At 64.3% G+C, this 21989-nt stretch carries 21 protein-coding genes and 1 pseudogene; 7 read left to right on the top strand and 15 right to left on the bottom strand.

Going from position 1 to position 21989, the window contains the following annotated elements:
• Positions 1-30 precede the first annotated feature (30 nt).
• A pseudogene (locus tag A3AS_RS44920) lies at positions 31-381 on the top strand (ADP-ribosylation/crystallin J1); the annotation flags it as partial.
• 18 nt (positions 382-399) lie between these two features.
• On the opposite strand, the gene A3AS_RS48955 reads toward A3AS_RS44920, so the two are convergent.
• Positions 400-759 (bottom strand): hypothetical protein, encoded by a 360-nt coding sequence (locus A3AS_RS48955; RefSeq protein WP_049814839.1) that lies wholly within the window; start codon positions 757-759, stop codon positions 400-402.
• Between the two features lie 154 nt (positions 760-913).
• On the opposite strand from A3AS_RS48955, the gene A3AS_RS0109500 reads away from it, so the two are divergent.
• On the top strand, positions 914-1297 hold the full coding sequence (locus A3AS_RS0109500) for a glyoxalase (protein WP_018317361.1): 384 nt from the start codon (positions 914-916) through the stop codon (positions 1295-1297).
• Here A3AS_RS0109500 and A3AS_RS0109505 read toward each other — a convergent pair.
• Positions 1294-1737, bottom strand: a complete 444-nt coding sequence (locus A3AS_RS0109505; protein ID WP_018317362.1) for an RbsD/FucU family protein — start codon at positions 1735-1737, stop codon at positions 1294-1296. The genes A3AS_RS0109500 and A3AS_RS0109505 overlap by 4 nt on opposite strands.
• Positions 1738-1902: 165 nt before the next feature.
• Here A3AS_RS0109505 and A3AS_RS0109510 point away from each other — a divergent pair, with 165 nt between their 5' ends.
• Positions 1903-3702, top strand: a complete 1800-nt coding sequence (locus tag A3AS_RS0109510; RefSeq protein WP_026201832.1) for a caspase family protein — start codon at positions 1903-1905, stop codon at positions 3700-3702.
• Positions 3703-3977: 275 nt separating this feature from the next.
• Here the strand turns inward: A3AS_RS0109510 and A3AS_RS0109515 are convergent, their stop codons facing one another.
• The 4 genes from A3AS_RS0109515 to thiD form a co-directional block, all read right to left on the bottom strand.
• Complete coding sequence (locus tag A3AS_RS0109515) at positions 3978-4961, bottom strand: threonine/serine dehydratase (protein ID WP_018317364.1); 984 nt, start codon at positions 4959-4961, stop codon at positions 3978-3980.
• A gap of 158 nt (positions 4962-5119) precedes the next feature.
• Positions 5120-6163 (bottom strand): glycosyltransferase family 1 protein, encoded by a 1044-nt coding sequence (locus A3AS_RS0109520; RefSeq protein WP_018317365.1) that lies wholly within the window; start codon positions 6161-6163, stop codon positions 5120-5122.
• A 13-nt stretch (positions 6164-6176) separates the two neighbouring features.
• Entirely contained in the window at positions 6177-6989 is an 813-nt protein-coding gene (locus A3AS_RS0109525; RefSeq protein ID WP_018317366.1) for a UDP-2,3-diacylglucosamine diphosphatase, read from the bottom strand.
• A 243-nt stretch (positions 6990-7232) separates the two neighbouring features.
• Positions 7233-8033, bottom strand: coding sequence for a bifunctional hydroxymethylpyrimidine kinase/phosphomethylpyrimidine kinase (thiD, locus tag A3AS_RS0109530; RefSeq protein WP_018317367.1), 801 nt, complete (start codon positions 8031-8033; stop codon positions 7233-7235).
• A 353-nt stretch (positions 8034-8386) separates the two neighbouring features.
• On the opposite strand from thiD, the gene A3AS_RS0109535 reads away from it, so the two are divergent.
• Both A3AS_RS0109535 and A3AS_RS0109540 read left to right on the top strand, forming a co-directional pair.
• On the top strand, positions 8387-10330 hold the full coding sequence (locus A3AS_RS0109535) for a PAS domain S-box protein (RefSeq protein WP_245283178.1): 1944 nt from the start codon (positions 8387-8389) through the stop codon (positions 10328-10330).
• 95 nt (positions 10331-10425) lie between these two features.
• Positions 10426-10671 (top strand): Lrp/AsnC family transcriptional regulator, encoded by a 246-nt coding sequence (locus tag A3AS_RS0109540; RefSeq protein WP_018317369.1) that lies wholly within the window; start codon positions 10426-10428, stop codon positions 10669-10671.
• Between the two features lies 1 nt (position 10672).
• Here A3AS_RS0109540 and A3AS_RS0109545 read toward each other — a convergent pair whose 3' ends face one another.
• The gene (locus A3AS_RS0109545) at positions 10673-11599 is read right to left on the bottom strand and encodes a cytochrome c (protein WP_026201834.1); all 927 of its coding nucleotides are present in this window, start codon (positions 11597-11599) and stop codon (positions 10673-10675) included.
• A 154-nt stretch (positions 11600-11753) separates the two neighbouring features.
• Between A3AS_RS0109545 and A3AS_RS0109550 the strand changes: the two genes are divergently transcribed.
• Positions 11754-12170 (top strand): CHRD domain-containing protein, encoded by a 417-nt coding sequence (locus A3AS_RS0109550; RefSeq protein ID WP_018317371.1) that lies wholly within the window; start codon positions 11754-11756, stop codon positions 12168-12170.
• A 73-nt stretch (positions 12171-12243) separates the two neighbouring features.
• On the opposite strand, the gene A3AS_RS0109555 is transcribed toward A3AS_RS0109550, so the two are convergent.
• The 5 genes from A3AS_RS0109555 to A3AS_RS0109575 all read right to left on the bottom strand — a co-directional run bounded on the left by A3AS_RS0109555 (position 12244) and on the right by A3AS_RS0109575 (position 17804).
• A complete protein-coding gene (locus A3AS_RS0109555) occupies positions 12244-13527 on the bottom strand; it encodes a cystathionine gamma-synthase family protein (RefSeq protein WP_018317372.1) in 1284 nt (427 codons plus the stop codon).
• A gap of 306 nt (positions 13528-13833) precedes the next feature.
• Positions 13834-14283, bottom strand: coding sequence for a cytochrome c (locus A3AS_RS0109560; protein WP_018317373.1), 450 nt, complete (start codon positions 14281-14283; stop codon positions 13834-13836).
• 94 nt (positions 14284-14377) lie between these two features.
• Positions 14378-16687, bottom strand: a complete 2310-nt coding sequence (locus A3AS_RS0109565) for a xanthine dehydrogenase family protein molybdopterin-binding subunit (RefSeq protein ID WP_018317374.1) — start codon at positions 16685-16687, stop codon at positions 14378-14380.
• Positions 16688-17007: 320 nt separating this feature from the next.
• A complete protein-coding gene (locus A3AS_RS0109570; RefSeq protein ID WP_026201835.1) occupies positions 17008-17283 on the bottom strand; it encodes a DUF1127 domain-containing protein in 276 nt (91 codons plus the stop codon).
• Positions 17284-17456: 173 nt separating this feature from the next.
• The gene (locus A3AS_RS0109575) at positions 17457-17804 is read right to left on the bottom strand and encodes a hypothetical protein (protein ID WP_026201836.1); all 348 of its coding nucleotides are present in this window, start codon (positions 17802-17804) and stop codon (positions 17457-17459) included.
• Positions 17805-17985: 181 nt separating this feature from the next.
• On the opposite strand from A3AS_RS0109575, the gene A3AS_RS48225 reads away from it, so the two are divergent.
• Positions 17986-18135, top strand: a complete 150-nt coding sequence (locus A3AS_RS48225) for a hypothetical protein (RefSeq protein WP_183235447.1) — start codon at positions 17986-17988, stop codon at positions 18133-18135.
• 202 nt (positions 18136-18337) lie between these two features.
• On the opposite strand, the gene A3AS_RS0109585 is transcribed toward A3AS_RS48225, so the two are convergent.
• From A3AS_RS0109585 to A3AS_RS0109595, 3 genes are all read right to left on the bottom strand, one after another.
• Positions 18338-18793 (bottom strand): DoxX family protein, encoded by a 456-nt coding sequence (locus tag A3AS_RS0109585; RefSeq protein WP_020508653.1) that lies wholly within the window; start codon positions 18791-18793, stop codon positions 18338-18340.
• Positions 18794-19013: 220 nt separating this feature from the next.
• Positions 19014-20540 carry a murein biosynthesis integral membrane protein MurJ gene (gene murJ / locus A3AS_RS0109590; protein WP_018317378.1) on the bottom strand — a complete coding sequence of 509 codons (1527 nt, stop codon included), beginning with the start codon at positions 20538-20540 and terminating at the stop codon, positions 19014-19016.
• A 254-nt stretch (positions 20541-20794) separates the two neighbouring features.
• Positions 20795-21982 carry an aminotransferase class I/II-fold pyridoxal phosphate-dependent enzyme gene (locus A3AS_RS0109595; protein ID WP_018317379.1) on the bottom strand — a complete coding sequence of 396 codons (1188 nt, stop codon included), beginning with the start codon at positions 21980-21982 and terminating at the stop codon, positions 20795-20797.
• Between the last annotated feature and the right edge of the window lie 7 nt (positions 21983-21989).

A 21989-nucleotide genomic window follows, 5' to 3' on the forward strand; every position in this document is an offset into this window, starting at 1 on the left:
GTACGAGCTCGAACCTAGTCCTCTCAACAGATGTCCGTGGCCGAAGACACCCTCACCCTCTGGCGCCCCGTCGGCCCGAAAGAACTGGAACTGATCCAGCAATCCGGCATGCGCGCGTTTCCGCCGCGCCTGCCGGACCAGCCGATCTTCTATCCGGTGCTGACGGAAGACTACGCCATCAAGATCGCGCGCGACTGGAATGTCCCGGCGAGCGGCTCCGGCTTCGTGACGCGCTTTGCGGTCAAGCGCGACTTCATCGCGAAGTATGACGTGCAGGAAGCTGGCGGACGGTCGCATCTGGAATACTGGATTCCGGCCGAAAACCTCGATGCCTTCAATGAAGCGATCGTCGGACCGATCGAGGTCGTCCGCAGCTTTCCCGAGCCGTCGCGCGCCCGATCATCCGCAATTCCACACCGCCCCGATCGGCGTGCGCGTCCAGCACGGGCCAAAACTGCCGCCGTTGTAGCGGCCGCCGTTGAAACCGGGGCGGCCGAAATAGTGCCACTCGCCGTCCCAGCGATAATATTGTGGAACCGGATCGATGTACCAGTGGCGGCGGTCGTTGCGCGCGAGCCGACGCATCGCGTCCTTCTGCTTGTAGAGCGGAATGCTGTTGCTCAGCGGCTGACGATAGCCCGGCAGGAAGCCGTAGCCCTTCCAGACGGGCTTGGGACGCTTTTGAACGGGCTCAGCGGACGCCACAGTCGGCAGCAGCGAGAGGATAATGGCAACAGACAGACACATAAAGCGGGACATGGTGAAACCATAGACAGTCAGTTCCCGCCGCGCCATTCAAATTCGAGTGCGGGACGTTTCGCCGCTTCTGCCGAGCGGCCACTCTCGATAAGCTCAGCTCGCAACGCGTAGCGTGAACGCGGCGCGGACCGCTTGCATGTGCCGGAGTGACCGAATGCCTGAGAGCCCGCGCGTCGGCGCCTTTGCGATCGTTCCCAGCAACGATCTTCCCGCCGCAATTCCATTCTGGGAACGGCTCGGCTTTGCGCGCATCGGCGGCGATGCCGGCTATGTCATCATGAGCGGCTGGGGATGCGAGGTGCATCTCACGCAAGCCGGCGATGGCCCGTGGCGCGTGCCGGAGCACAATCCCTTTGGCATTTTCATTCGCACGCCCGAGGTCGAGGCCATTGCCGCGCGCGTGGACGATCTCATCATCCGGCCCGGCGGCGTGCTGCGCCACCGCGAATGGGGCATGTATGAAGTCGGCATCAACGGCCCCGATGGCCTTCTCGTCCGGATTGGCTGGCCCTCGGCGCTGATGCGCCAATCCGGCTAGCTGATCACGCCCTTCCTGATCAGGAAGCAGCCGTACCCCCTGCTGTCGCCGACCTGCACGACACCAAACCCCGCCGCGGCCGCGCGATAAAAATCCGCCCGCGAGAGCTTGCCGGGAACAACGGCGCGTCCGACCGCGCGCTCGATCTCAGCCAGCACGGCGCGCTGCACGTCGGGCACGCGGTCGGGATCGTCGACCGGCGCCATCACCCGCACCGGGTCGGGATCGAAATCGTCGAGCGGGTAGAGCGTCATGATGGCGCGAACGGCCGTCTCCATCGTCATGCCCGGCAGCTGGATCAGGCGCTGCGACGATGTCGAGCGGGCGATGTGCGTGGCCGGGTGGTTGGCGTCGACGACGACGAGATCGTCGCCGTGGCCCATGGAGGCCAGCAGCCAGAGCAGGTCGGGCGTGAGGATCGGATCGATCGATTTCAGCATGTGACGGCAGTTCCCATTATCGATCGCTAACCATAGCAGGTTCCGAGCGTGATTCAGATCACGCAAGGCCACCATGGTGAGGGGGATCACGGACCTCAAGCTCGAACGCGGCGAGGCTCCCCGGCAACCAATCTCGCATCGAGACCAGTGCCAAAGGAGCACGCCATGTTCCGCCTAAAGCCTTTCCTGATGACAGCAAGCCTTGTGGGGAGCCTGTTCGGCTTCGCCTGCGGCCCTGTTTCCGCGCAAGTTGCCCCGGTCGAGCCGGCCCCCACCGCGCTGCAGGGCCCGGAGCAGCGGGTGGCGCTGGTGATCGGCAATTCGAACTATAAGAACGCGCCGCAGCTCGCCAATCCCGACAATGACGCCGAGTCGATGGCGAAGTTCCTGAACTCGGCCGGCTTCGAGGTGGTTGCCGCGACCGACCTGACCCAGAACGACATGCTCCGCGTGGTGCAGGACTTCTCCGCCAAGGTGTCCGCGCGCGGTCCGAACACCGTGGCGATGGTCTATTACGCCGGTCACGGCGTGCAGCTCGCCGGCGAGAACTATCTCGTTCCCGTCGACGCCAAGGTGTCGAACCAGACCGAGCTCGTCAACAATTCGGTGCGCCTGGTCGACGTGATGTCGACGCTGGAGACGATCCCGAGCCGCATGCGCATCGTCATCCTCGATGCCTGCCGCAACAACCCGTTCCCTGATGTCAATGACGCCGGCCGCGGCCTTGCCATCGTCGATGCGCCGAACGGCTCGATCGTCGGTTACTCGACCGCACCGGGCGCTGAAGCGCTCGACGGCACCGGCGGTCACAGCCCCTACACGCAGGCCTTCCTGAACGTCGCACGTGAACCCAACGTGCCGATCGAGCAGCTGTTCAAGCGCGTTCGCCTGCAAGTGAACCAGTCCACCAGCGGTGCGCAGATCCCGTGGGAGAGCTCCTCGCTGACTTCGGACTTCACCTTCTTCGGCGACACCGCGGTTGCCGCCAATCGCGCGCCGGTCAGGGCACCGGTGGTGCAGATGGCCTCCAACCTGCCGAGCCGCTCGACTCGTCAGGCCTATGACTATGTCGTGTCGGAGGGCCGGCCGGAATATTATCAGGAGTTCATCCGGATGTACCCGCACGACCCGCTGTGCGACCACGTCCGCTGGCTGCTCAACAACATCCTGCTCTCGCAGGCCTGGCACAAGGCGGTGCTCGTGAATTCGCCGGTTGCCTACAAGACCTTCTATGACAGCTACGGCACCAGCCCCTACGCGCAAATGGCGCTGAAGCTGCAGATGCAGCCGAAGCAGATCCCCTTGATGCAGGCGACCAAGTTCCTGGCTCCGCAGAACATTGCTCCGACCTTCAAGATCGGCAATCTCGGCCAGCCGAAGTACATGCCGCTGCAGCAGGGTAATGGCGGCCAGATCAACGGTAATCTGCCGGTCGTGCAGAAGCCGGTCGACGGCAATGTCATCGGCAAGCTCGGCAATGGTGGCCAGATCGGCAACCTGCCCTCGGGCAACAACCAGCCGAACGGCACGTCGTCACAGACCCCGGGCAAGATCGTCACCCTGCCTGCGCCGACCAACACGACCACCAGCAATGGCGGCATCGGCAAGATCGTCACCCTGCCGGCGACCAACAACAAGCCGGACGCTGGCAATGCCAATGGCAAGCCGGGCAAGATCGTGAGCATGCCGGTGAATGTCGGCAAGGGCGGCTCGACTGTCGACGTGAAGCCCGTTCAGACGCAGAACCACCCGATCCGCGTCAACAACGGCAACACCGGCATCGTGAAGCTCAACAACAATCCGGTGAACAAGGTGCAGGTGCAGAACAACGTCCAGAACAACCGCCCGCAGCTCAACACGATGCCGAGCCGCATGGTCAACAGCAACAACAACTTCCGGCAGTCGATGAACCAGGCGCCGAGCATGAATGGCGGCGGCAACCGTCGCGGCGGCTTCATGCACTGATTGTGCAAGGAGAAGGTGCGCTCCCTCCCCCGCTTGCGGGGGAGGGTTGGGGAGAGGGTTTCTCCGCAACGGGACAATCCCCAAGAGGAAAGAGCCCCACCCGGCGCTTCGCGCCGACCTCCCCCGCAAGCGGGAGAGGTTTCACCGAGCAAGCGGTTAGTTCGATCCACAAGATCGACAAACACAGCAGAGCGGCAAAGCTCTGCCCCTTCTTCATAAACCCTTAGACGTGGTCATTCCGGGATGCGCCGAGAGGCGCAGGCCCGGAATGACGGCTAGGCCACCAGCTCGGCGAACAGATCCGCGTCGACATTGCCGCCGGAGAGCACGATGACGACGTTCTTGCCGGCGACGTCGAGCCGGCCCGCCAGCAGCGCGGCGAGGCCGACAGCGCCGCCGGGCTCCACCACGAGCTTCAGCTCGCGATAGGCGAAGGCGACGGCGGCGCCGACTTCCTTGTCCGACGCGGTGACGCCGCGCGCGAGCAGCTTGCTGTTGATCGCGAAGGTCATCTCGCCGGGGATCAGGGCCATCAGCGCATCGCAGATGGTGCGGCCCGCGGGTGGATGCGGCTCGCGATGTCCTGCGCTCAGCGAGATGCCGTGATCGTCGAACGCCTCGGGCTCGGCCACCACGATCTCGGCGCGCGGATAGCGTGCCTTCACGGCGGTCGCGACGCCCGCGATCAGGCCGCCGCCGGAGGCCGGTGCCACCACGATGTCGGGGCTAAGGCCGAGGCCCGCCAAGTCTTCCGCGATCTCGCGGCCGGCGGTGCCCTGCCCCGCGATCACGAAGGGATCGTCATAGGGCCTCACCAGCGTCGCGCCGCGCTTTTCGGCGATGCCCCGCGAGATCGCCTCGCGGTCGTCCTTGTCGCGATCATAGAGCACGACCTCGGCGCCATAGGATTTGGTGCGCTCGCGCTTCGACAACGGCGCATCCGCAGGCATCACGATGGTCGCCTGCATGTCGAGGATTTTTGCCGCGGCCGCCACGCCCTGGGCGTGGTTGCCGGAGGAGAACGCCACGACGCCGCCGGCGCGCTTGTCCTGCGGGATCGAGAACACCTTGTTGAAGGCGCCGCGGAACTTGAACGAGCCGGTGCGCTGGAGCATCTCCGGTTTCAAGAACACCTTCGCGCCGACGCGCTCGTTGAGCACGGGAAAGGACAACAGCGGAGTGCGGATGGCGTAGGGCGCGATCACACGCGCTGCGGCGTCGATATCGGCGGGGCCGATCGGGAGGAGCTGTTCGGTCATGGCCGAATGTTATCGCGGCCGATGAGGCCCGGGCAAGACACCTCCGCGCGAGGATTTTCCCCATAGCGTTTTCGAGCGAAGTGGAAACCGGTTCGCGTGAAGAAAACGCGTCAAAACAAGAATCTAGAGCTATTTCGATCCATCGGATCGAGATAGCTCTAGGCCACGAAGCGCGGCTGTTCCGCGCCGTTCCGGCCAGGCAGCACCGCGCCGACCGCCTCAATGCTGGCCACAAAGGCCCTCGCCGAGGCTTCCCAGGTGTAATTGGCCGCGAACGCGACGCAGTCCTGCCGGGAGATATCCAATGCCGCGAAGCAGGCGCTGCGCAAGTCGTGATCGAGCGCGCCGACCGGGGCATCACCGATGACGTCGCGGGGGCCCTTCACCGGGAAAGCGGCCACCGGCAGGCCGCTTGCGAGCGCTTCGAGCAGCACCAGGCCGAACGTGTCGGTCTTGCTCGGAAACACGAAGACGTCGGCGGCCGCATAGATATCCGCCAGTTCCTCGCCGTGCTTCTCGCCGAGGAAGATCGCATCGGGATAGGCCTCTTCGAGCGAGGCGCGCGCGGGGCCGTCGCCGACGATGACCTTGGTGCCGGGCAGATCGAGGTCGAGGAAGCCCTCGAGATTCTTCTCCACGGCGACGCGGCCGACCGACAGGAACACCGGCGCCGGCAGGCAGAGATCGATGGCGCGGGGGTGGAACAGCTGGGTGTCGACGCCGCGCGGCCACAGCACGACATTGTCGAAGCCGCGCTCGGTCAGCTCGCGGGCGAGCGCAGGCGTTGCAGCCATCACGGCGCGGCTGGCGCTGTGGAAGCGGCGCAGCGCCCGCCAGATCAGCGAGCCCGGCACCGGCACGCGGGCGCGGACATATTCGGGAAAGCGGGTGTGGAAGCTGGTCGTGAACGGCAGTCTGCGCTGGCGGCAGTAGCGGCGGACCATCAGGCCGATCGGCCCTTCGGTCGCGATGTGGATGCTGTCGGGGCGCGCCTCCGCGATCAGCTTAGCAATGCGCGCCGGACGCGGCATCGCCAGACGCACGTCGCGATAGCTCGGCATCGCAAAGGTGCGGAACGATTGCGGCGTCAGGAATGTGAATTCGACGCCGAGGCTTTTGCCGGCGTCGGCGAGCTTGGTCAGCGTCCGAACCACACCGTTGACTTGCGGGTGCCAGGCGTCGGTCGCGACCAGGATGCGCATCAGGCGGCCTCTGTTATGCAGCTCTGGCTGCGACCTGCGGGACTTGTGCCGGCTTCTGCAAATGATCCGCCCAGGTGATGATCTCGAAATGGCCGTCGTCGTGCTCGACCAGGGCCGTGCAGCTCTCGACCCAGTCGCCGCAATTCATGTAGCGGATGCCGCCCTCGTCGCGGATCACGGCGTAGTGGATGTGGCCGCAGATCACGCCGTCGGCGTCGTGGCGCCGCGCCTCGGCGGCAAGCGCCTGCTCGAACGCGCCGATATAGTTGACGGCGTTCTTGACCTTCTGCTTGGCCCATTGCGACAGCGACCAATAGGGCACGCCGAACAGGCGGCGGAAGAAGTTGACGAAGCGATTCATCTGGATCGCGAAGTCGTAGGCCTTGTCGCCGAGATGGGCGAGCCAGCGCGCGTTCTGCACCACGAGATCGAAGATGTCGCCGTGGATGACGAGATAACGCTTGCCGTCCACGCCGGTGTGGACGGTGTTCTCGACGACGTCGATGCCGCCGAAATGCGTGCCGTAATAGTTGCGCAGGAACTCGTCGTGATTGCCGGGGATGTAGACGACCTTGGCGCCCTTGCGCGCCTTGCGCAGCAGCTTCTGCACGAGGTCGTTGTGGGATTGCGGCCAGTTCCAGCTCGATTTCAGCGCCCAGCCGTCGACGATGTCGCCGACCAGATAGATCGTGTCGGCATCATGGTAACGCAGGAAGTCGAGCAGAAGATCGGCTTGAGAACCGCGGGCTCCGAGATGAACGTCGGAGATGAACAACGTGCGAAAGCGCCGCTCCGGGCTCTCGTCACTCACATCGTAACTTCCCATGCGCCAGCCTGTAACAATGTCCCGTGACAGGGGGATGACCGATTGAACTTTTGAGGCACCTTCAGATACGAATCACGCCTTGCCTCGCCCTCTCCGCGAATATCAGTCGCATGCGACAATCAGGCGACATGGCGCCGCAGGGGGCGCCGCAGCAATCCTACCCTCCCCCTCCAGGGGAGGGTGAACTACCCACACGAGCAGCGCTGAACAGACGAACGCCTGCGCTCCCGCTGGCCGCTCGCCTCAGTAGAACTTGTGGAAATGATGGACCGGGCCGTGGCCGTGCCCGACGCTGAAGCGGTCAGCGGCTGCGATGGCCGCGCTGATCCAGGTCTTGGCGTTGCGCACGGCAAGCTCCAGACCTTCGCCCTTGGCGAGCCCCGCCGCGACCGCCGAGGACAGCGAGCAGCCGGTGCCATGGGTGTTGCGTGTGGCAACGCGCGGCGCTGCAAGCGCGATCGTGCTTTCGGACGTGACGAGATAGTCGGTGCTCTCGGCGCCCTCGCCGTGTCCGCCCTTGATCAGGACCGCACCGCAGCCGAGCGCCAGCAGGCGATGCCCCTGGGTTTCGATCTCGGCCTCGCTTGCCGCGACCGGCTCGTCGAGCAGAGCCGCGGCCTCCGGCAGATTGGGCGTGATCACCGACGCCAGCGGTATCAGTTTTGTGCGGAGCGCGTCGACGGCCTCGGATGCCAGCAGGCGGTCGCCGGAGGTCGCCACCATCACGGGATCGAGCACGACGTGCCCCGGCGCCCAGCGCGACAGCGCGGCCGCGATCGCATCGATACTGGCGACCTGGGCCACCATGCCGATCTTCACCGCGCCAATGTCGAGATCGGAAAACACCGCATCGATCTGCGCGGTGACGAACTCGGCCGGCACCGCATGAATGCCGGTAACGCCGCGCGTGTTCTGCGCGGTCAAGGCCGTAATGACGGACGCGCCGTAGACGCCGAGCGCCGCAAACGTCTTCAGGTCGGCCTGGATGCCGGCGCCGCCGCTCGAATCGGAGCCCGCGATGGTGAGTGCGACCGGGGTCGTCATCGCCGGACACCTTTGCTGGATACAGACACCGCCATGGCCTGTCCTAGCGCGGCCGTGGAACACCGGCAAGCGCGCCGAGCCGTGTCCGATAGTGATTCGCGACGCCGTGCATTCCCTGCGAATCAGGCAAACAGCGGGCCGGCTCGCCCCGCAATCGTGCGGACTTGAAAATGCAACCGCGCCGGACCCTTGGTATAGTCTCGAACCTCACCTGCTTCGCCGAAGAGCGCGAGGTGAGAGTGGAACTGTCCAGCGACACCCATGTTGCGGGCTCACGGCCCGCAAGCCGCCTGGAACGGAATCTTGGGGTGGGAATGATGTGGGCCTTTTTTGAACGTCTCCTCGACTCGTCCATGCTGTCGCCGCACGGCATCTGCCTGTTGTGGGAGCCTGAGCTGATCTGGCTTCACGTCGTTTCCGACGCCTGCATCGCCGCCGCCTATTTTTCGATTCCGTTTGCTCTTGCGATCCTGGTCACCAAGCGGCGCGACCTCAAGTTCGGCTGGGTCTATTGGGCCTTCGCGATTTTCATCATGGCGTGCGGCCTCACCCATGTGCTGTCGATCTACACGCTCTGGGTCCCGGTCTATGGCATCGAGGGCATGGTCAAGGCGGCGACCGCGGTGGCATCCGTGGTCACGGCGGGCGCGCTCTGGCCGCTGCTGCCGAAGATCCTGACGATCCCCTCGCCGTTCGAGCTGCGGCAGGTCCAGGCCGCGCTCGAGGAGGAGGAGATCAAGAGCCGGGACGCGACGCTGCTGCTCAAGCAGGTCAGCGACGCCCAGCGCGCGATGCGCGAGAGCGTGGCGCGCCTCACCGCGATCGTCGAGACTGCGGTCGACGGGGTCATCCTGCTCGACGCGCAGGACCATATTCTGCTGTTCAATCCAGCCTGCGAGCGCTTGTTCGGCTACTCTGCCGACGAGGTCATGGGCCGGAACGTCAGGATGCTGATGCCCGAGGCGGGCACCGCGCCCGACAGCCACGCAAGGCATTTCGCGACCGCCGGCGAGGCCATCGGCCTGCGCAAGGACGGTTCGACCTTTCCGATGGACGTGTCGGTCGGCCGGACCCGGCAGGACGGCGAATTGATCTTCGTCGGCATCGTCCACGACCTGACCGCGCGCAAGCTGACCGAGCAGCAGCTCCAGCAGGCGCAGAAGATGGAGACGGTCGGTCAGCTCTCCGGCGGCATCGCCCACGACTTCAACAACCTGCTCACCGTCATCATCGGCAACGCCGAGCATCTGAGCGAGCAGCTCAAGGCGAGGCCCGACCTGCGCCGCTTTTCCGAGGACATCTGCCAGTCGGGCGAGCGGGGCGCCGAGCTGACGCAGCGCCTGCTCGCGTTCAGTCGCCGCCAGTTGCTGCAGCCCCAGACGATCGATTGCCGCGGCCTGCTCGAGTCCATGTTCAAGCTGCTCAAGCGCACCTTGCGCGAGGACATCGAGATCAGGACGGCCTCCAGGCCCGGCACGATCGTGGCCTTCGCGGATCGGGCCCAGCTCGAATCCGCCGTGCTCAACCTTGCGCTCAATGCGCAGGATGCCATGCCGGCCGGTGGTCATCTGACCCTGAGCACGGAGTTGACGACACTCGACGACGACTATCGCGCCCTTCACCCCGAAGTCGCATCCGGCAGCTATGTGTTGATCTCGATCACCGACGACGGCGAAGGCATGACGCCGGACGTCACCCGGCGCGTGTTCGAGCCGTTCTTCACCACCAAGGAGGTCGGCAAGGGCTCGGGCCTCGGCCTCAGCATGGTCTATGGTTTCGCCAAGCAATCCAATGGCCATGTCACGATCTACAGCGAGCCGGGCCTTGGGACGACGGTCCGGATCTATTTGCCGCGCGCGGACATTGGATCATCGCACGCCGAGCTTTCCGATGGCGAGGACGCGGCGCCCCGAGGATACGAGACGATCCTGATCGCCGAGGACGATCCGTTCGTTCGCTCCTCCGCCATTCGCAGGGTGGAAGCTCTCGGATATCGCGTCATTGCCGCGGTCAACGGCAAGGAGGCCTTGCAGCAGCTGCGTACCGAGCCCGGTATCGACATGCTGTTCACCGACATCGTGATGCCCGGCGGCATGAGCGGCTGGGAGCTCGCCGACCAGGCGCGGCAGATTCGCCCCGGTCTGCCGGTCCTGTTCACCTCGGGCTACGCGCTGGAGACCCTGGTCGAGGAGGGCCACGCGCATGCGCAGGCGATCGTGCTGACCAAGCCCTACCGCAAGGTCGAGCTCGCCCAGCGGCTCAGAGACGCATTCGCCGCGGCCGTGGTGACGTCCTAAACGAGGGACCGGCATCTGGCGGCCGGCAAGTCCGCTTGCTAAATCGGGCCGGGTTTGGCCTATTAGCCGCCAGATACGCTTTCGGAGTGCCCGCGATGGTTCCTTTCTTCGTCCAGATCAAATGCAAGCTCGGTCAGTCCTATACGGTCGCCAATGCGCTTGCCGAAGCCGAGATCGCGTCCGAGATCTACTCCACGGCCGGCCAATATGACCTCCTGGTGAAATTCTACGTCGACAAGGACACCGACATCGGCCATTTCGTCAACGAGAAGGTGCAGGTGCTGCCGGGCATCCAGGACACCCTCACCATCATCACCTTCAAGGCGTTCGGCGCCAGCTGAGCTAACCAGCTTCCTTGCGCTTGGGCCGCGGCGGACCGTCGACCGGCGGCAGCGATTTGAGATAGTCCGCCATCGCCGCAATATCCGCGTCGGACAATTGCGAGGTGTTCTTGATCACCCGCCTCATCGCGCCGCCGACGCTGTCGCCGTCGGGCAAGTCGCCGGTCTTAAGCAAATCGGCGATATCCTTGGCGCTCCACTCGCCGAGGCGCTTCTGGGTGATGTTGGGGACCCACCCCTCGCCTTCCGGATTGGGCCCGCCGGCAAAGCGCTCGCCCGAGATGATGCCGCCAAGCGCGTTGCGCGGGCTGTGGCATTCGGCGCAATGGCCAAAACTGTTGACGAGATAGGCGCCGCGATTGAATTGCGGCGACTTGGTGCCGTCAGCGACGAAGCGCTTGCCGTCCATGAACAGCAATTTCCAGATGCCGACATTGCGCCGGATATTGAACGGAAAGCCGACATCGTGGTCACGCACCTTGCCGGCAACAGACGGCAGCGTCTTCAGATAGGCCAAGAGATCGAGCACGTCCTCGCGCCTTGCGTGCTGATAGGACGTATAGGGAAAGGCAGGAAAATAATGCTGTCCGCCTGGCGAAACCCCGTGCATCACCGCGTTGACGAAGTCGGCGTCGGTCCATTTGCCGATGCCGTCGTTCGGATCGGGAGAGATGTTCGGCGCGTAGAACGTTCCGAACGGCGACTTGATCGCGAGGCCGCCACCGAGCTTGACACGGTCGGGCTGGTCCGGAGTGGCATGGCAGGACGCGCAGCCCCCGGCGTTGAACATGGCCTCGCCGTTGGCAAGGTTTGCCACGTGGGCCGGCGCATTGCCCGCGGCCGCCACCACTGGCGCGCTGAGCCACCAATAGACCACGGCAGCAGTGACCGCGGCGAGCAGCCCCACGAGAATTGTTCGTTGCAACATGCGGATCCATCACTCGTCGCGGAGAATCTAAGACTGATGCCGTCGCAACTCCAACCACGAAGAATTTAGCCAGCCCCGGCCGGAAACGGGAATAAACTGAAACGCCGGCTGTTGAAAGTTTGGCAGCCCGAACGGGCTCAGCAGGGAGAATGTCATGAACAAGACCGTCATTGCCGCCTTAGCGCTCGGTGCCGTTGCTTTTGCCGGCCCGGCCAGCGCCGAAAAGCTGAAAGCAACGCTCGACGGCAAGTCCGAGGTGCCGGCAACGACCACCAGCGGCACCGGAACCGCCGATCTGGACTATGATGCCGCCAGCAAGAAGCTGTCGTGGACCGTCACTTATTCCGGGCTCTCCGGCCCCGCCACCGCCGCGCATTTCCACGGCCCGGCCGAGGCCGGCAAGAACGCAGGCGTGGCCGTTGCGATCCCGAATGCGGCCGCGAGCCCGGTCAAGGGCGAAGCGACGCTCACCGACGCGCAGGCCGCCGATCTGCTCGGCGGCAAGCTCTACATCAACATCCACACCGCGGCGAACCCGGGCGGCGAGATCCGCGGCCAGGTGACGAAGTAAGCCGCGACGCTGCTTCGTTGCGTGAGGGCCGGGCGCAGGAGGGGCGTCCGGCCTTTTCGATTCCGGCCGCGCCTTAAGCCGCGTTCAGCGCCTGCGTGAGGTCGGCAATCAGGTCGGAGGGATTCTCGATGCCGATCGACAGCCGGATCGTGGAATCGAGCACGCCGATTTTCCGGCGGATGTCGGCGGGGACGCCGGAATGGGTCATGGTCGCAGGCAGGCTGGCGAGCGATTCCGTGCCGCCGAGACTGACCGCCAGCTTGAGGATCTGCAGCGCGTTGAGGAATTTCACCGCAGCACCCTTGCCGCCGACGATGTCGAACGAGAAGGTGGATCCCGCCCCCAGGCATTGCCGCGCGAACACACGCCCGGCCGGCGAGGCCTCCTCGTGATGACCGAGATAGTGGACCTTGGCCACCTTGGGGTGATCGCGCAAATAATCCGCCACGAGGCGCGCATTCGCATCGGCTTTTTCCATGCGCAGGCTCAGAGTCTCGAGCGAGCGGTTGATCATCCAGCAGGAATGCGGATCGAGCTGGGTGCCGATGGCGCCGCGGAGCGCCTTGATGCCTTTCATCAGCGCCTTCGAACCGAGCGCGGCGCCCGCGATCAGGTCGGAATGACCACCGACGTACTTCGTGAGCGAGTAGAGGGAAATGTCGGCGCCGTGCTCGATCGGCCGCTGAAACACCGGTCCGAGCAGCGTGTTGTCGCAGGCGATGATCGGCGTGTGTCCCTGGGCCTTGCCGATAGCGTCGGCGATGCGGCGGATCATGGCGACATCGACCAGGCCGTTGGTCGGGTTGGCCGGGGTCTCGATCAGGATCATCGAAACGCGGCCCTTGGCCATGGCCTCCTCCGAGGCCTGCTTGACGGCGGCTTCGTCGATCCCGTCGGCAAAGCCGACGGCGCCGATCGACAGGCGGGCCAGCGTGTTCGTCAGCAGCGTTTCCGTCCCGCCATAGAGCGGCTGCGAGTGCAGGATGACGTCGCCCGGGCGAACGAAAGCCAGGATCGTGGTGGCGATGGCCGCCATGCCGGACGAGAACAGCGCGCAGCTCTCGGTGCGCTCGTAGATCGAGAGCCTGTCCTCGACGATCTCGCTGTTGGGATGGTTGAAGCGCGAATAGACCAGACCCGCACCCATGCCTTCCGGCGGCTCGCGCCGACCGGCGACGAAATCGAAAAAGTCCTGCCCGTCATCGGCCGTCCTAAACACGAAGGTAGAGGTCAGGAACACCGGCGGCTTGATGGCGCCTTCCGACAGTTGCGGATCATAGCCATAGGTCAGCATCAGCGTTTCAGGGTGCAGCATGTGATTGCCGATGTGGATCTTCGACGGAAACGGTTTTGCCATGGCCTGTCTCGCTGTTGATTGGGGTCTTCGCCGCGCGTTGGAACTCCTGATGTAATGAGGCAGTCGGGAAAGAGGTGCGCCTCGTCGCATCAACGCCACGGCCGTCGGCTCGAAGATAGCTGCTCCGGCAGCGATCCGTCAGACCTTGCGCACAGAAAAAAGGGCGGTCGCTTTCGCAACCACCCTTCATAATTCCAATGCAGTATGTAGCCCGGACGAGCGAAGCGACATCCGGGACAGACCATCAACTCGGCTGGACTCCCCGGATATCGCTTCGCTCATCCGGGCAAGGGACTCTGTAACCCGCTATTTCAACTTCACCCGATAGGTCTCGTGGCAATCGTTGCAGCGATCATTGATCGCGGTATAGGCCGCTTTCAGGCTCGCGACGTCGGTAATCTTGCCTTTGACGTCGGCGATCGCCTTCTGCACTGGCGGAATCTTGGAGTCGAAATCGGCCTTGTTCTGCCAGACCTTTTGCGAGGCACCGTACGTCGCGTTCACCACGTCCTGCTTGGGATTGACCTCGAAGGTCTTGGCGATCTTGGCGACGTCGGCCTCGATGCTGGCAATGGCCTGATCGGCAGCCTTCCGGTCGAAGGGGATATCGCCCTTCGTCATCTTCTGGATGACGCCATACTGGTTCTTGGCGATCGAGCGCATCAGATTGTCCTGCTGGACGGCAATCTCCTGTTGCGCCATCACGGCGCCGGCCCCCAGCAAAAGGGTGCCCACGACAATCATCGTTCTTTTCATTGGCTAACGTCTCCGGCTCGCAGAGGTGAGGATGGGCCCATCCATGGATAGAACCCCGCAGCGGGCATTTATTCCCGCCGCGGAAGAATCCCGCCTAGAGGCTGTGGCGGCGATGGTGCTCGCTGATGGCGATCCACACCCGCTCGGGGGTCGCGGGCATGTCGATGTGGTCGATCTTGTACTCGCGCCAGAGGGCGTCGACGATGGCGTTGACGACGGCCGGACAGGAGCCGATCGCGCCGGCCTCGCCCGCCCCCTTCACGCCCAGCGGATTGGTCTTGCAGGGCACGTTGGCGGTCTCGAACACGAAAGCCGGCCCGTCCGCCGCGCGCGGCAGCGCGTAGTCCATGAAGGTCGCGGTGATGAGCTGGCCGTCATTGGGCCCATAGACCACCTGCTCCATCAGCGCCTGGCCGATGCCCTGCATGGCGCCGCCATGCACCTGGCCGGCCAGCAGCAGCGGGTTGAGCGTCTTGCCGAAATCGTCGACGATCACGTAGTTGACGATTCTGATGATGCCGGTGGCCGGATCGATCTCGACCTCAGCCAGATGCGTCCCGTTCGGGTAAGTGCCGTCGGCACTGGCGAAGGTCGCGCTGCCGTTCAGCTTCGACGGATCGGCGCCGGGCCGCTTGGCAAGGTCGGCGAAGGAGATCGAGCGGTCAGTGCCGGCGATCCGGATCACGCCATCGGTGATCTCGAGGTCGCCCGCACTTGCTTCCAGCGCTTGCGCGGCGATCTCCTTCAGCTTCTTGCCGAGATCGCCCGCAGCACGCTCCACGCAGACGCCGCCGGTGGGAATCGATGCCGAGCCGCCAGTGCCGAGGCCGGTCGCGATCTCGTCGGTGTCGCCCTGGCGGATATGCACGCGCTCCGGCGGCAGGCCGAACTGCTCTGCGACGATCTGCGCATAGGCGGTCTGGTGGCCCTGCCCGCTCGATTGCGTGCCGATCAGCACGGTGACGTCGCCACTGGGATCGAGACGGACGTTGGCCGTCTCCTCACCCATCACGCCGCAAATCTCGACATAGCTCGCTAGCCCGATGCCGCGGATCAGCCCGTTCTTCTTGGCCGCCTTGGCGCGCTTGCCAAATTCCTTCCACTCGGCGATCTCCATCGCGCGCTTGAGATGCGCGGCGAAATCGCCGGAATCATAGACCTTGCCCGTCGCGGTCTTGTAAGGCAGCGCCTTCGGCGGAATGAAATTCTTGCGACGGATGGCATCGGGCGTCATGTCGAGCTTTCGCGCGCAGGCGTCGACGAGACGTTCGATCACGTAGGCCGCCTCCGGCCGCCCGGCGCCGCGATAGGCATCGACCGGCACGCTGTGCGTGAAGATGGTGCGCACCCGGCAGTGGAAGGCCTGGATGTCGTAGAGGCCCGGCAGCATGCCCGCGCCGCCATGCGGGATGTAGGGGCCGAAGGTCGACAGATACGCGCCCATGTCGCCCATCAGGTCGCAGTCCATCGCGAGGAACTTGCCGTCCTCGGCCAGCGCCATCTTCGCAGTGGTGACGTTGTCGCGGCCCTGCGCATCGCCCAGGAAATGCTCGGAGCGATCTGCCGCCCACTTCACCGCCTTCTTCAGTTTTCGCGCGGCGACCGCCATCAGGGCGTATTCCCGGTACGGAAACAGCTTCGTGCCGAAGCCGCCGCCGACATCGGGGCAGATCACCCGCATCTTGTCGGTGGGGATGTTGAGCACGTTCTGGCAGAGGATGTCGCGCAGGCGATGGCTGCCCTGGCTGCCGATCGTCAGTGTCAGATGGTCGCGCTTGGCGTCATATTCGCAGACCGCTGCGCGCGTTTCCAGGAAGCTGGCAACCACGCGCGGATTGACGATGGCAATCTCGGCGACCGCATGCGCCTTGGCGAAAGCAGCTTCCGTCGCCGCCTTGTCGCCGATCGAGACGTCGAACAGCACGTTGCCGGCCTTGTCCGGCCAGACTTGCGGCGCGCCCTTCTTGACGGCGTTGACGACGCCGGTCACCGCCGGGAGCGGGCTCCATTTGACGTCGATCGCCTCGATTGCATCGCGCGCCTGGTCGATGGTCTCGGCGACGACGAAGGCGACGGCATCGCCGACGTGGCGCACCTCGTCCTTGGCCAGGATCGGGTATGGCGGGCCGGTGAACGGATCGGTCTCGAGGTTGAACAGGCAGGGCAGATTGCCGAGATCCTTGACGTCATCGGCGGTCAGGATCAGCGCGACCCCGGGCAAGCCGCGGGCGCGGCTCACATCGATGGTGTATTTGGCATGCGCGTGCGGCGAGCGCAGCATCAGGCAGCGGAGCGCAGCCTGCGGCGCGTAATCGTCGGTATAGCGGCCCTTGCCGCGGATGAGCGCGTCATCCTCCTTGCGCAGCACGCTTTGGCCAACGCCGAACTTGATGGGAGCCGCCATTTTATCTTCCCGTTCTCATGGTTGTTTTGCCGGCATATTGCCGTGGAAAAACTGGCAAGGCAAACGGCTTTAGGCGGGCACGAGCCGCGAAGAACCGCCTCGTCGGTCAGAGCGGGGCGGGGCCGGCAGGCCGCAGTCCGGTCATTTCCGTGTGAAGATTGATGGTCCCTCGGGCGGCCTCGGCGCACATGGTCCCGGCCAGGCGGCACGACGGCAGGATCGTTACCGAACTTGCACCACAAACGCGCGCCCGAAAACAAGCAGTGGTGCTTACCGCCGCTTGTTCGCAAAGCGCGTGTCCACGTCGCGTGGTTGATCATTTACATCCCGCCGCGGCCCCACAGAGTCCTCGTGCTATCTCTCAGTCTGTCAATGGCGCGTTCAGGCGCGATGCGGTCGATCTCGCCGCGCGTCAAGCCGATATCCATCAGCTCCCTGTCGCTGAGGTCCTGCAAGGCGACCCCTGCGCGCGGCCGCAAATCCTGAAACGCCCGCCAGTATCGCCTGAGCAGGCTCTGGACGATGGAGAGGTCGAGGCCACGCCTTGCGGCGTCGACCTCCGTCGCGGCTGTGATGTTGGTCTGTTGTGGTGGCATCGGATGCTCCTGCTGTTGAGCCGGCAGGGAGCGTGGCCAAACAAAAGGCCCCATCCGATGCCGGCGGGGCCTGGTGGAAAAGATGTCGTCGTCGAATTGCTAGCGCACGACTCCTTCCACGGCCCAGCCGAAGCGGGTCATGTGGTTGCGGTTGACGGTGCGCGAGCATTTAATCATGCAGCGTGTTTAGCACGCCAATCGCGCAAAATCAAGAGATGTGCCGATGTCCGTTGCACCCTGGGGGCGAGCACCTGCTTGCCTAGCCGCGCACGAGCGAGACAAGCCAGCTGCGGCCAACAGGATGAGATCGCGAGAGCATGGACAATCGTGCCGCCGACGGCGAGCAGGACGAGTGTCAACCCATCATGGAAATGCATCGAGGCGAAAGCTGAACCGCTGAGGCGCGCAATTAGCCAGAACGATGCGGCGAGGATGATCCCGGTCAGCAGGAATTTTGCGAGCGACATCCGCCAGGCGCGGTCAAGCACGAGAAAGCCGCGCCGCGCGGCAAAGAAGAGCACCAGCAGCAGAATGGTCCAGCTTCCCGGCGTACACTCAGACGCCGTGCTTGGGCGATGTCATGGCGAGCTAACGGTTCTTCCGAGTGTTTCAGCATGTTGCCACTTTTAGGAGGACTTGTCGGGTGGGTTCAGATCGGCAACACTGCTTGGATTTCCAGTAATTGCTTTGATGGGTGTCCTCATGCCCGAAACATTGGAAATCCTGTTGTGGTGTGCCGCGCTCGCGACGTGGCTGATGCTTTCCTTCAGGATAATAAGCGAGCGCCTGAAGCCGCTCTCAGATCTCGTCAGCCATCTGCTCGAAGTTGCTTTCAGGCACAAGGCGAAGTGACGTAGTAACGGCCGCAAAGGCACGGCTTGGCAGCTGCCGAGCTGGCAGAGCTGCGCCTCGCGTTGATGGCGTCAAGACGAACGGACCAAGCGGCACATCGTGCGGCTGCAACCTCTCGCAACCCTACTGGGACCGACGATGCTCACTCGAAGCAAGTTATTGGCTATCAGGCTGAGGAAACGGCTGAAACGAACAACGCTGCTTAGCCTGCCGGCCTCCGATCGAGGGAGAACCGGCCTCCTCCGGTGACCAGGATCAACAGAGCGCCTCCTGATATCGAGATGTTCTTCAGGAAATTATTGTACTGCCCGATCTGTTGCGGACCGGCGGGATATTCCCAGTAACGATGTGCGATTGCAGTCGCCGACAATACAAACAGAAAGATCAAAATTGCGCAGTAGCGCGTACCAATGCCGAGTATCAAACCAACCGATATCAGTATTTCCAGGATGACGGTGGTCGTCGTGAACAGCTGCGGCACTGGAAGGTTGAGCGATCGAAAATAACCCACTGAGCCACTGAAGTTGGAAAGTGCTCCATACACGCTTCCAACAAACACCCATGCAAGCAGGATGCGGCCGATCAGGATCAGCAGGTCGGCATTGCTGGTGGCGAACTGGTCGATCCAAGATGTGGACCAGGGAGAGCGAAATGACATGGTCACTGCCTCATCGCGTTGCTACCTGAGGACGGTACCTGAATATCGTATCACGATTGGCGAACCGCATGAAGGCCGCCCCGCGAGGCATGACGCACTGTAGACCCCTGGTGCATCCGAGGCCCAACAAACGGTCCATCCGCTCACGGCGTTGGCCGCGTTCAAAGCGATTCTTCGGCGCGGTGACGGCGGGCTGGGCGTGTTGGCTCTCGGCACACGCCTAGCCGCGCACCAGCGAGACCAGCCAGCTGCGGCCGAACAGGATGAGGATCGCAAGCGCGTAGACGATCGTGCCACCGACGGCCAGTAGGACCAGTGTCAACTCGTCGTGGAAGCGCATCGAGGCGAGAGCTGAAGCGCTGAAGTGCGCGATCAGCCAGAAGGCGGCGGCGAGAATGATCCCTGTCAGCAGGAATTTGGCCAGCGACATCAGCCAGGCGCGGTCGAGCACGAGAAAGCCGCGCCGCACGGCGAAGAACAGCACCAGCAACAGATTGGTCCAGACGCCAATGGCGGTCGCAAGCGCAAGGCCGATCTGGGCCAGCGATCCCATCAAAGCAACCTTCAGCGCGACGTTGACGGCGATGCCGGTCAGCGACGCCCGCACCGGCGTCGCCGTATCCTTGCGCGCATAGAAGGTCGCAACCGCGCTGCGGATCAGCACGAACGGGATCAGGCCGATGGCGTAGGCCGCGAGCGTGCCGCCGGCGGCGACCGCGTCGGCCTTGGAGAACGCGCCGCGCGCGAACAGCGCGCGCATGATCTCGTCGGGCACGGTGAGGAACGCGGCCACGAACGGGATCGAGAACAGCAGCGTGAAATCGAAAGCGCGGCGTTGCGCCTTCATCGCGCCGTCATGGTCGTTGGCGGTGATCCGCCGCGACATCTCCGGCAGCAGCACGGTGCCGATGGCGATGCCGATCACGCCAATCGGAAGCTGGTTGAGCCGATCGGCGTAATAGAGCGCCGACAGCGCGCCGGCCGGCAGGAAGGTCGCGATGATGGTGTCGGCGAACAGCGCCACCTGCGTGCCCATCGAGCCCAGCGTCGCGGGGCCGAGTGCCTTGAAGAAGCCGCGGACGTCCTCGTCGAGCTTGAGCGGCGCAAATCGCGGCAGGCCGCCATGGCGAGCGAGATCGCCGGCGAGCAGGAAATATTGCAGGAAGCCGGAGATCAGGACGCCCCAGGCGGCCGCATGGCCCGCGCTCGGAAACCAGACGGCGACCGCCAGCGTCATCATCATCGAAACGTTCAGGAAGATCGAGGCCGCCGCGGCGCTGGCAAAGCGCTGCATCACGTTGAGCATGCCGCCGTAGAGCGTCACCAGCGTGATCAGCAGGAGATAGGGAAAGGTGATCCGGGTCAGCTCGATCGCGAGCTTGCGCTGCTCGGCGTCCTCAGAAAAGCCCGGCGCCAGGATGCTCATGGCCTGCGGCATGAACAGCCAGGCGACGATCAACAGCACCACCTGCGAGGCCAGCAGCAGCGTGAAGATGCGGTCGGCGAACAGGCGCGCCGCCGCCGCGCCCTTCTCGCCATGGACATGCGCATAGGCCGGCACCCAGGCGGCGTTGAAGGCGCCCTCGGCGAAGATCGCGCGAAAATGATTGGGCAGCCGCAGCGCGACGAAAAAGGCATCGGCCACGGGGCCGGCGCCGAGGATCGCCGCGAGCATGATGTCGCGGGCAAACCCCGTCAGCCGCGAGAGCAGCGTGTATCCGCCGACTGTGAAGATGCGTCCGAGCATGCGTCTGTTTTAGAGACTAATCAGCCTAACGATAAGGCTTTGAAGTTTGACGTGATCAAAAAAGACGGGCGCTCGGCCTGCGATGCGCATTGCCGTGCCCTCTCCCCTTGTGGGAGAGGGCAGCGAGGCTGGTAGATGCAAACTCAATCGGGTGAGGGGTATCTCTCAGCGCATACCGCGTGGAGAGAGACCCCTCACCCGTCTCGCCGCTATGCGGCGAGCCACCCTCTCCCACAGGGGGAGAGGGTAAGCGATCAGCCCGCAATCGCGCCGCGGACGGCGGCGATGATTCGCTCCTGATCGGCTTCGGTCAGATAGGCGTGCATCGGCAGGCTAATGACGTCCTGCGACAGGCTCTCGCAACCGGGCAGGCCGCCCTCGGCGACCGGATATTGCTTGTAGGCGGTCTGCTGATGCATCGACTTGCCGTAATAGATCGCGGTCGGCACGCCCTGGGCTTTCAGCGCGGCAGCGAAGCCGTCGCGGTCGGTGCCCTCAGGGAGGCGGATCGTGTACTGCGCCCAGACCGAGGTGTTGCCGGGTGCCAGGCGCGGCACGGTCACGACGTTGCTCAGGCCCCGCGCGTAGCGCTCGGCGACCTTGTTGCGGGCGGCGATCTCGTCGTCGAAGATCTTCAGCTTCTCGATCAGGATCGCGGCCTGCATGGTGTCGAGCCGGCCGGTCAGGCCGAGGCGGACGTTGTCGTATTTGTCGACGCCCTGCCCGTGCACGCGGATGCTGCGCAAGGTGGCCGCGAGATCGTCGTCATCGGTGAAGATCGCGCCGCCGTCGCCGAAGCAGCCGAGCGGCTTTGCGGGGAAGAAGCTGGTCGTGGTGGCGAGCCCGAAGGTGCCGAGCTTGCGGCCCCTGTAGCTCGCACCGAACCCTTGCGCGGCGTCGTCGATCACGAACAGGCCTTCGGCCCTGGCGATCTCGGCGATGGCATCGTGGTCGGCGGGCTGGCCGAACAGATCGACCGGAATGACCGCAACCGGCTTCAGGCCGGCCTTGCGGGCGATTGCGATGCCGCGCTTGAGCGACTCCGGGCTCATGTTGAAGGTCGTCTCGTCGACATCGACGTAGACAGGGGTCGCGCCCATCCGTGCCGCCGGCGACGCGGTCGCGATGAAGGTGAAGGACGGACACAGTACGGCATCGCCGGGGCCGACGTTCTTTGCCATCAGCACCATGAGAAGCGCGTCGGTGCCGCTGGCGCAGCCGATCACGTGCTTGGCACCGCTATAAGTCGCGAGCTGCTTCTCGAGCTCGGCGACTTCAGGGCCATTGACGAACTGGCAGTGGTCGAGAACGCGCTTGACCGCGGCATCCAGCGAAGCGCCGAGCCGGCGGCGCTGCGAGGCGACGTCGATGAAGGGAATGGGTTCGGAACGCAGATGCTGGTTCATGACCTGGCTCTTGGCGCCTTCTTGAATGGTCGACATGGATGAA

The sequence above is a fragment of the Bradyrhizobium sp. WSM2793 genome (genome assembly GCF_000379585.1).
Classification (GTDB): domain Bacteria; phylum Pseudomonadota; class Alphaproteobacteria; order Rhizobiales; family Xanthobacteraceae; genus Bradyrhizobium.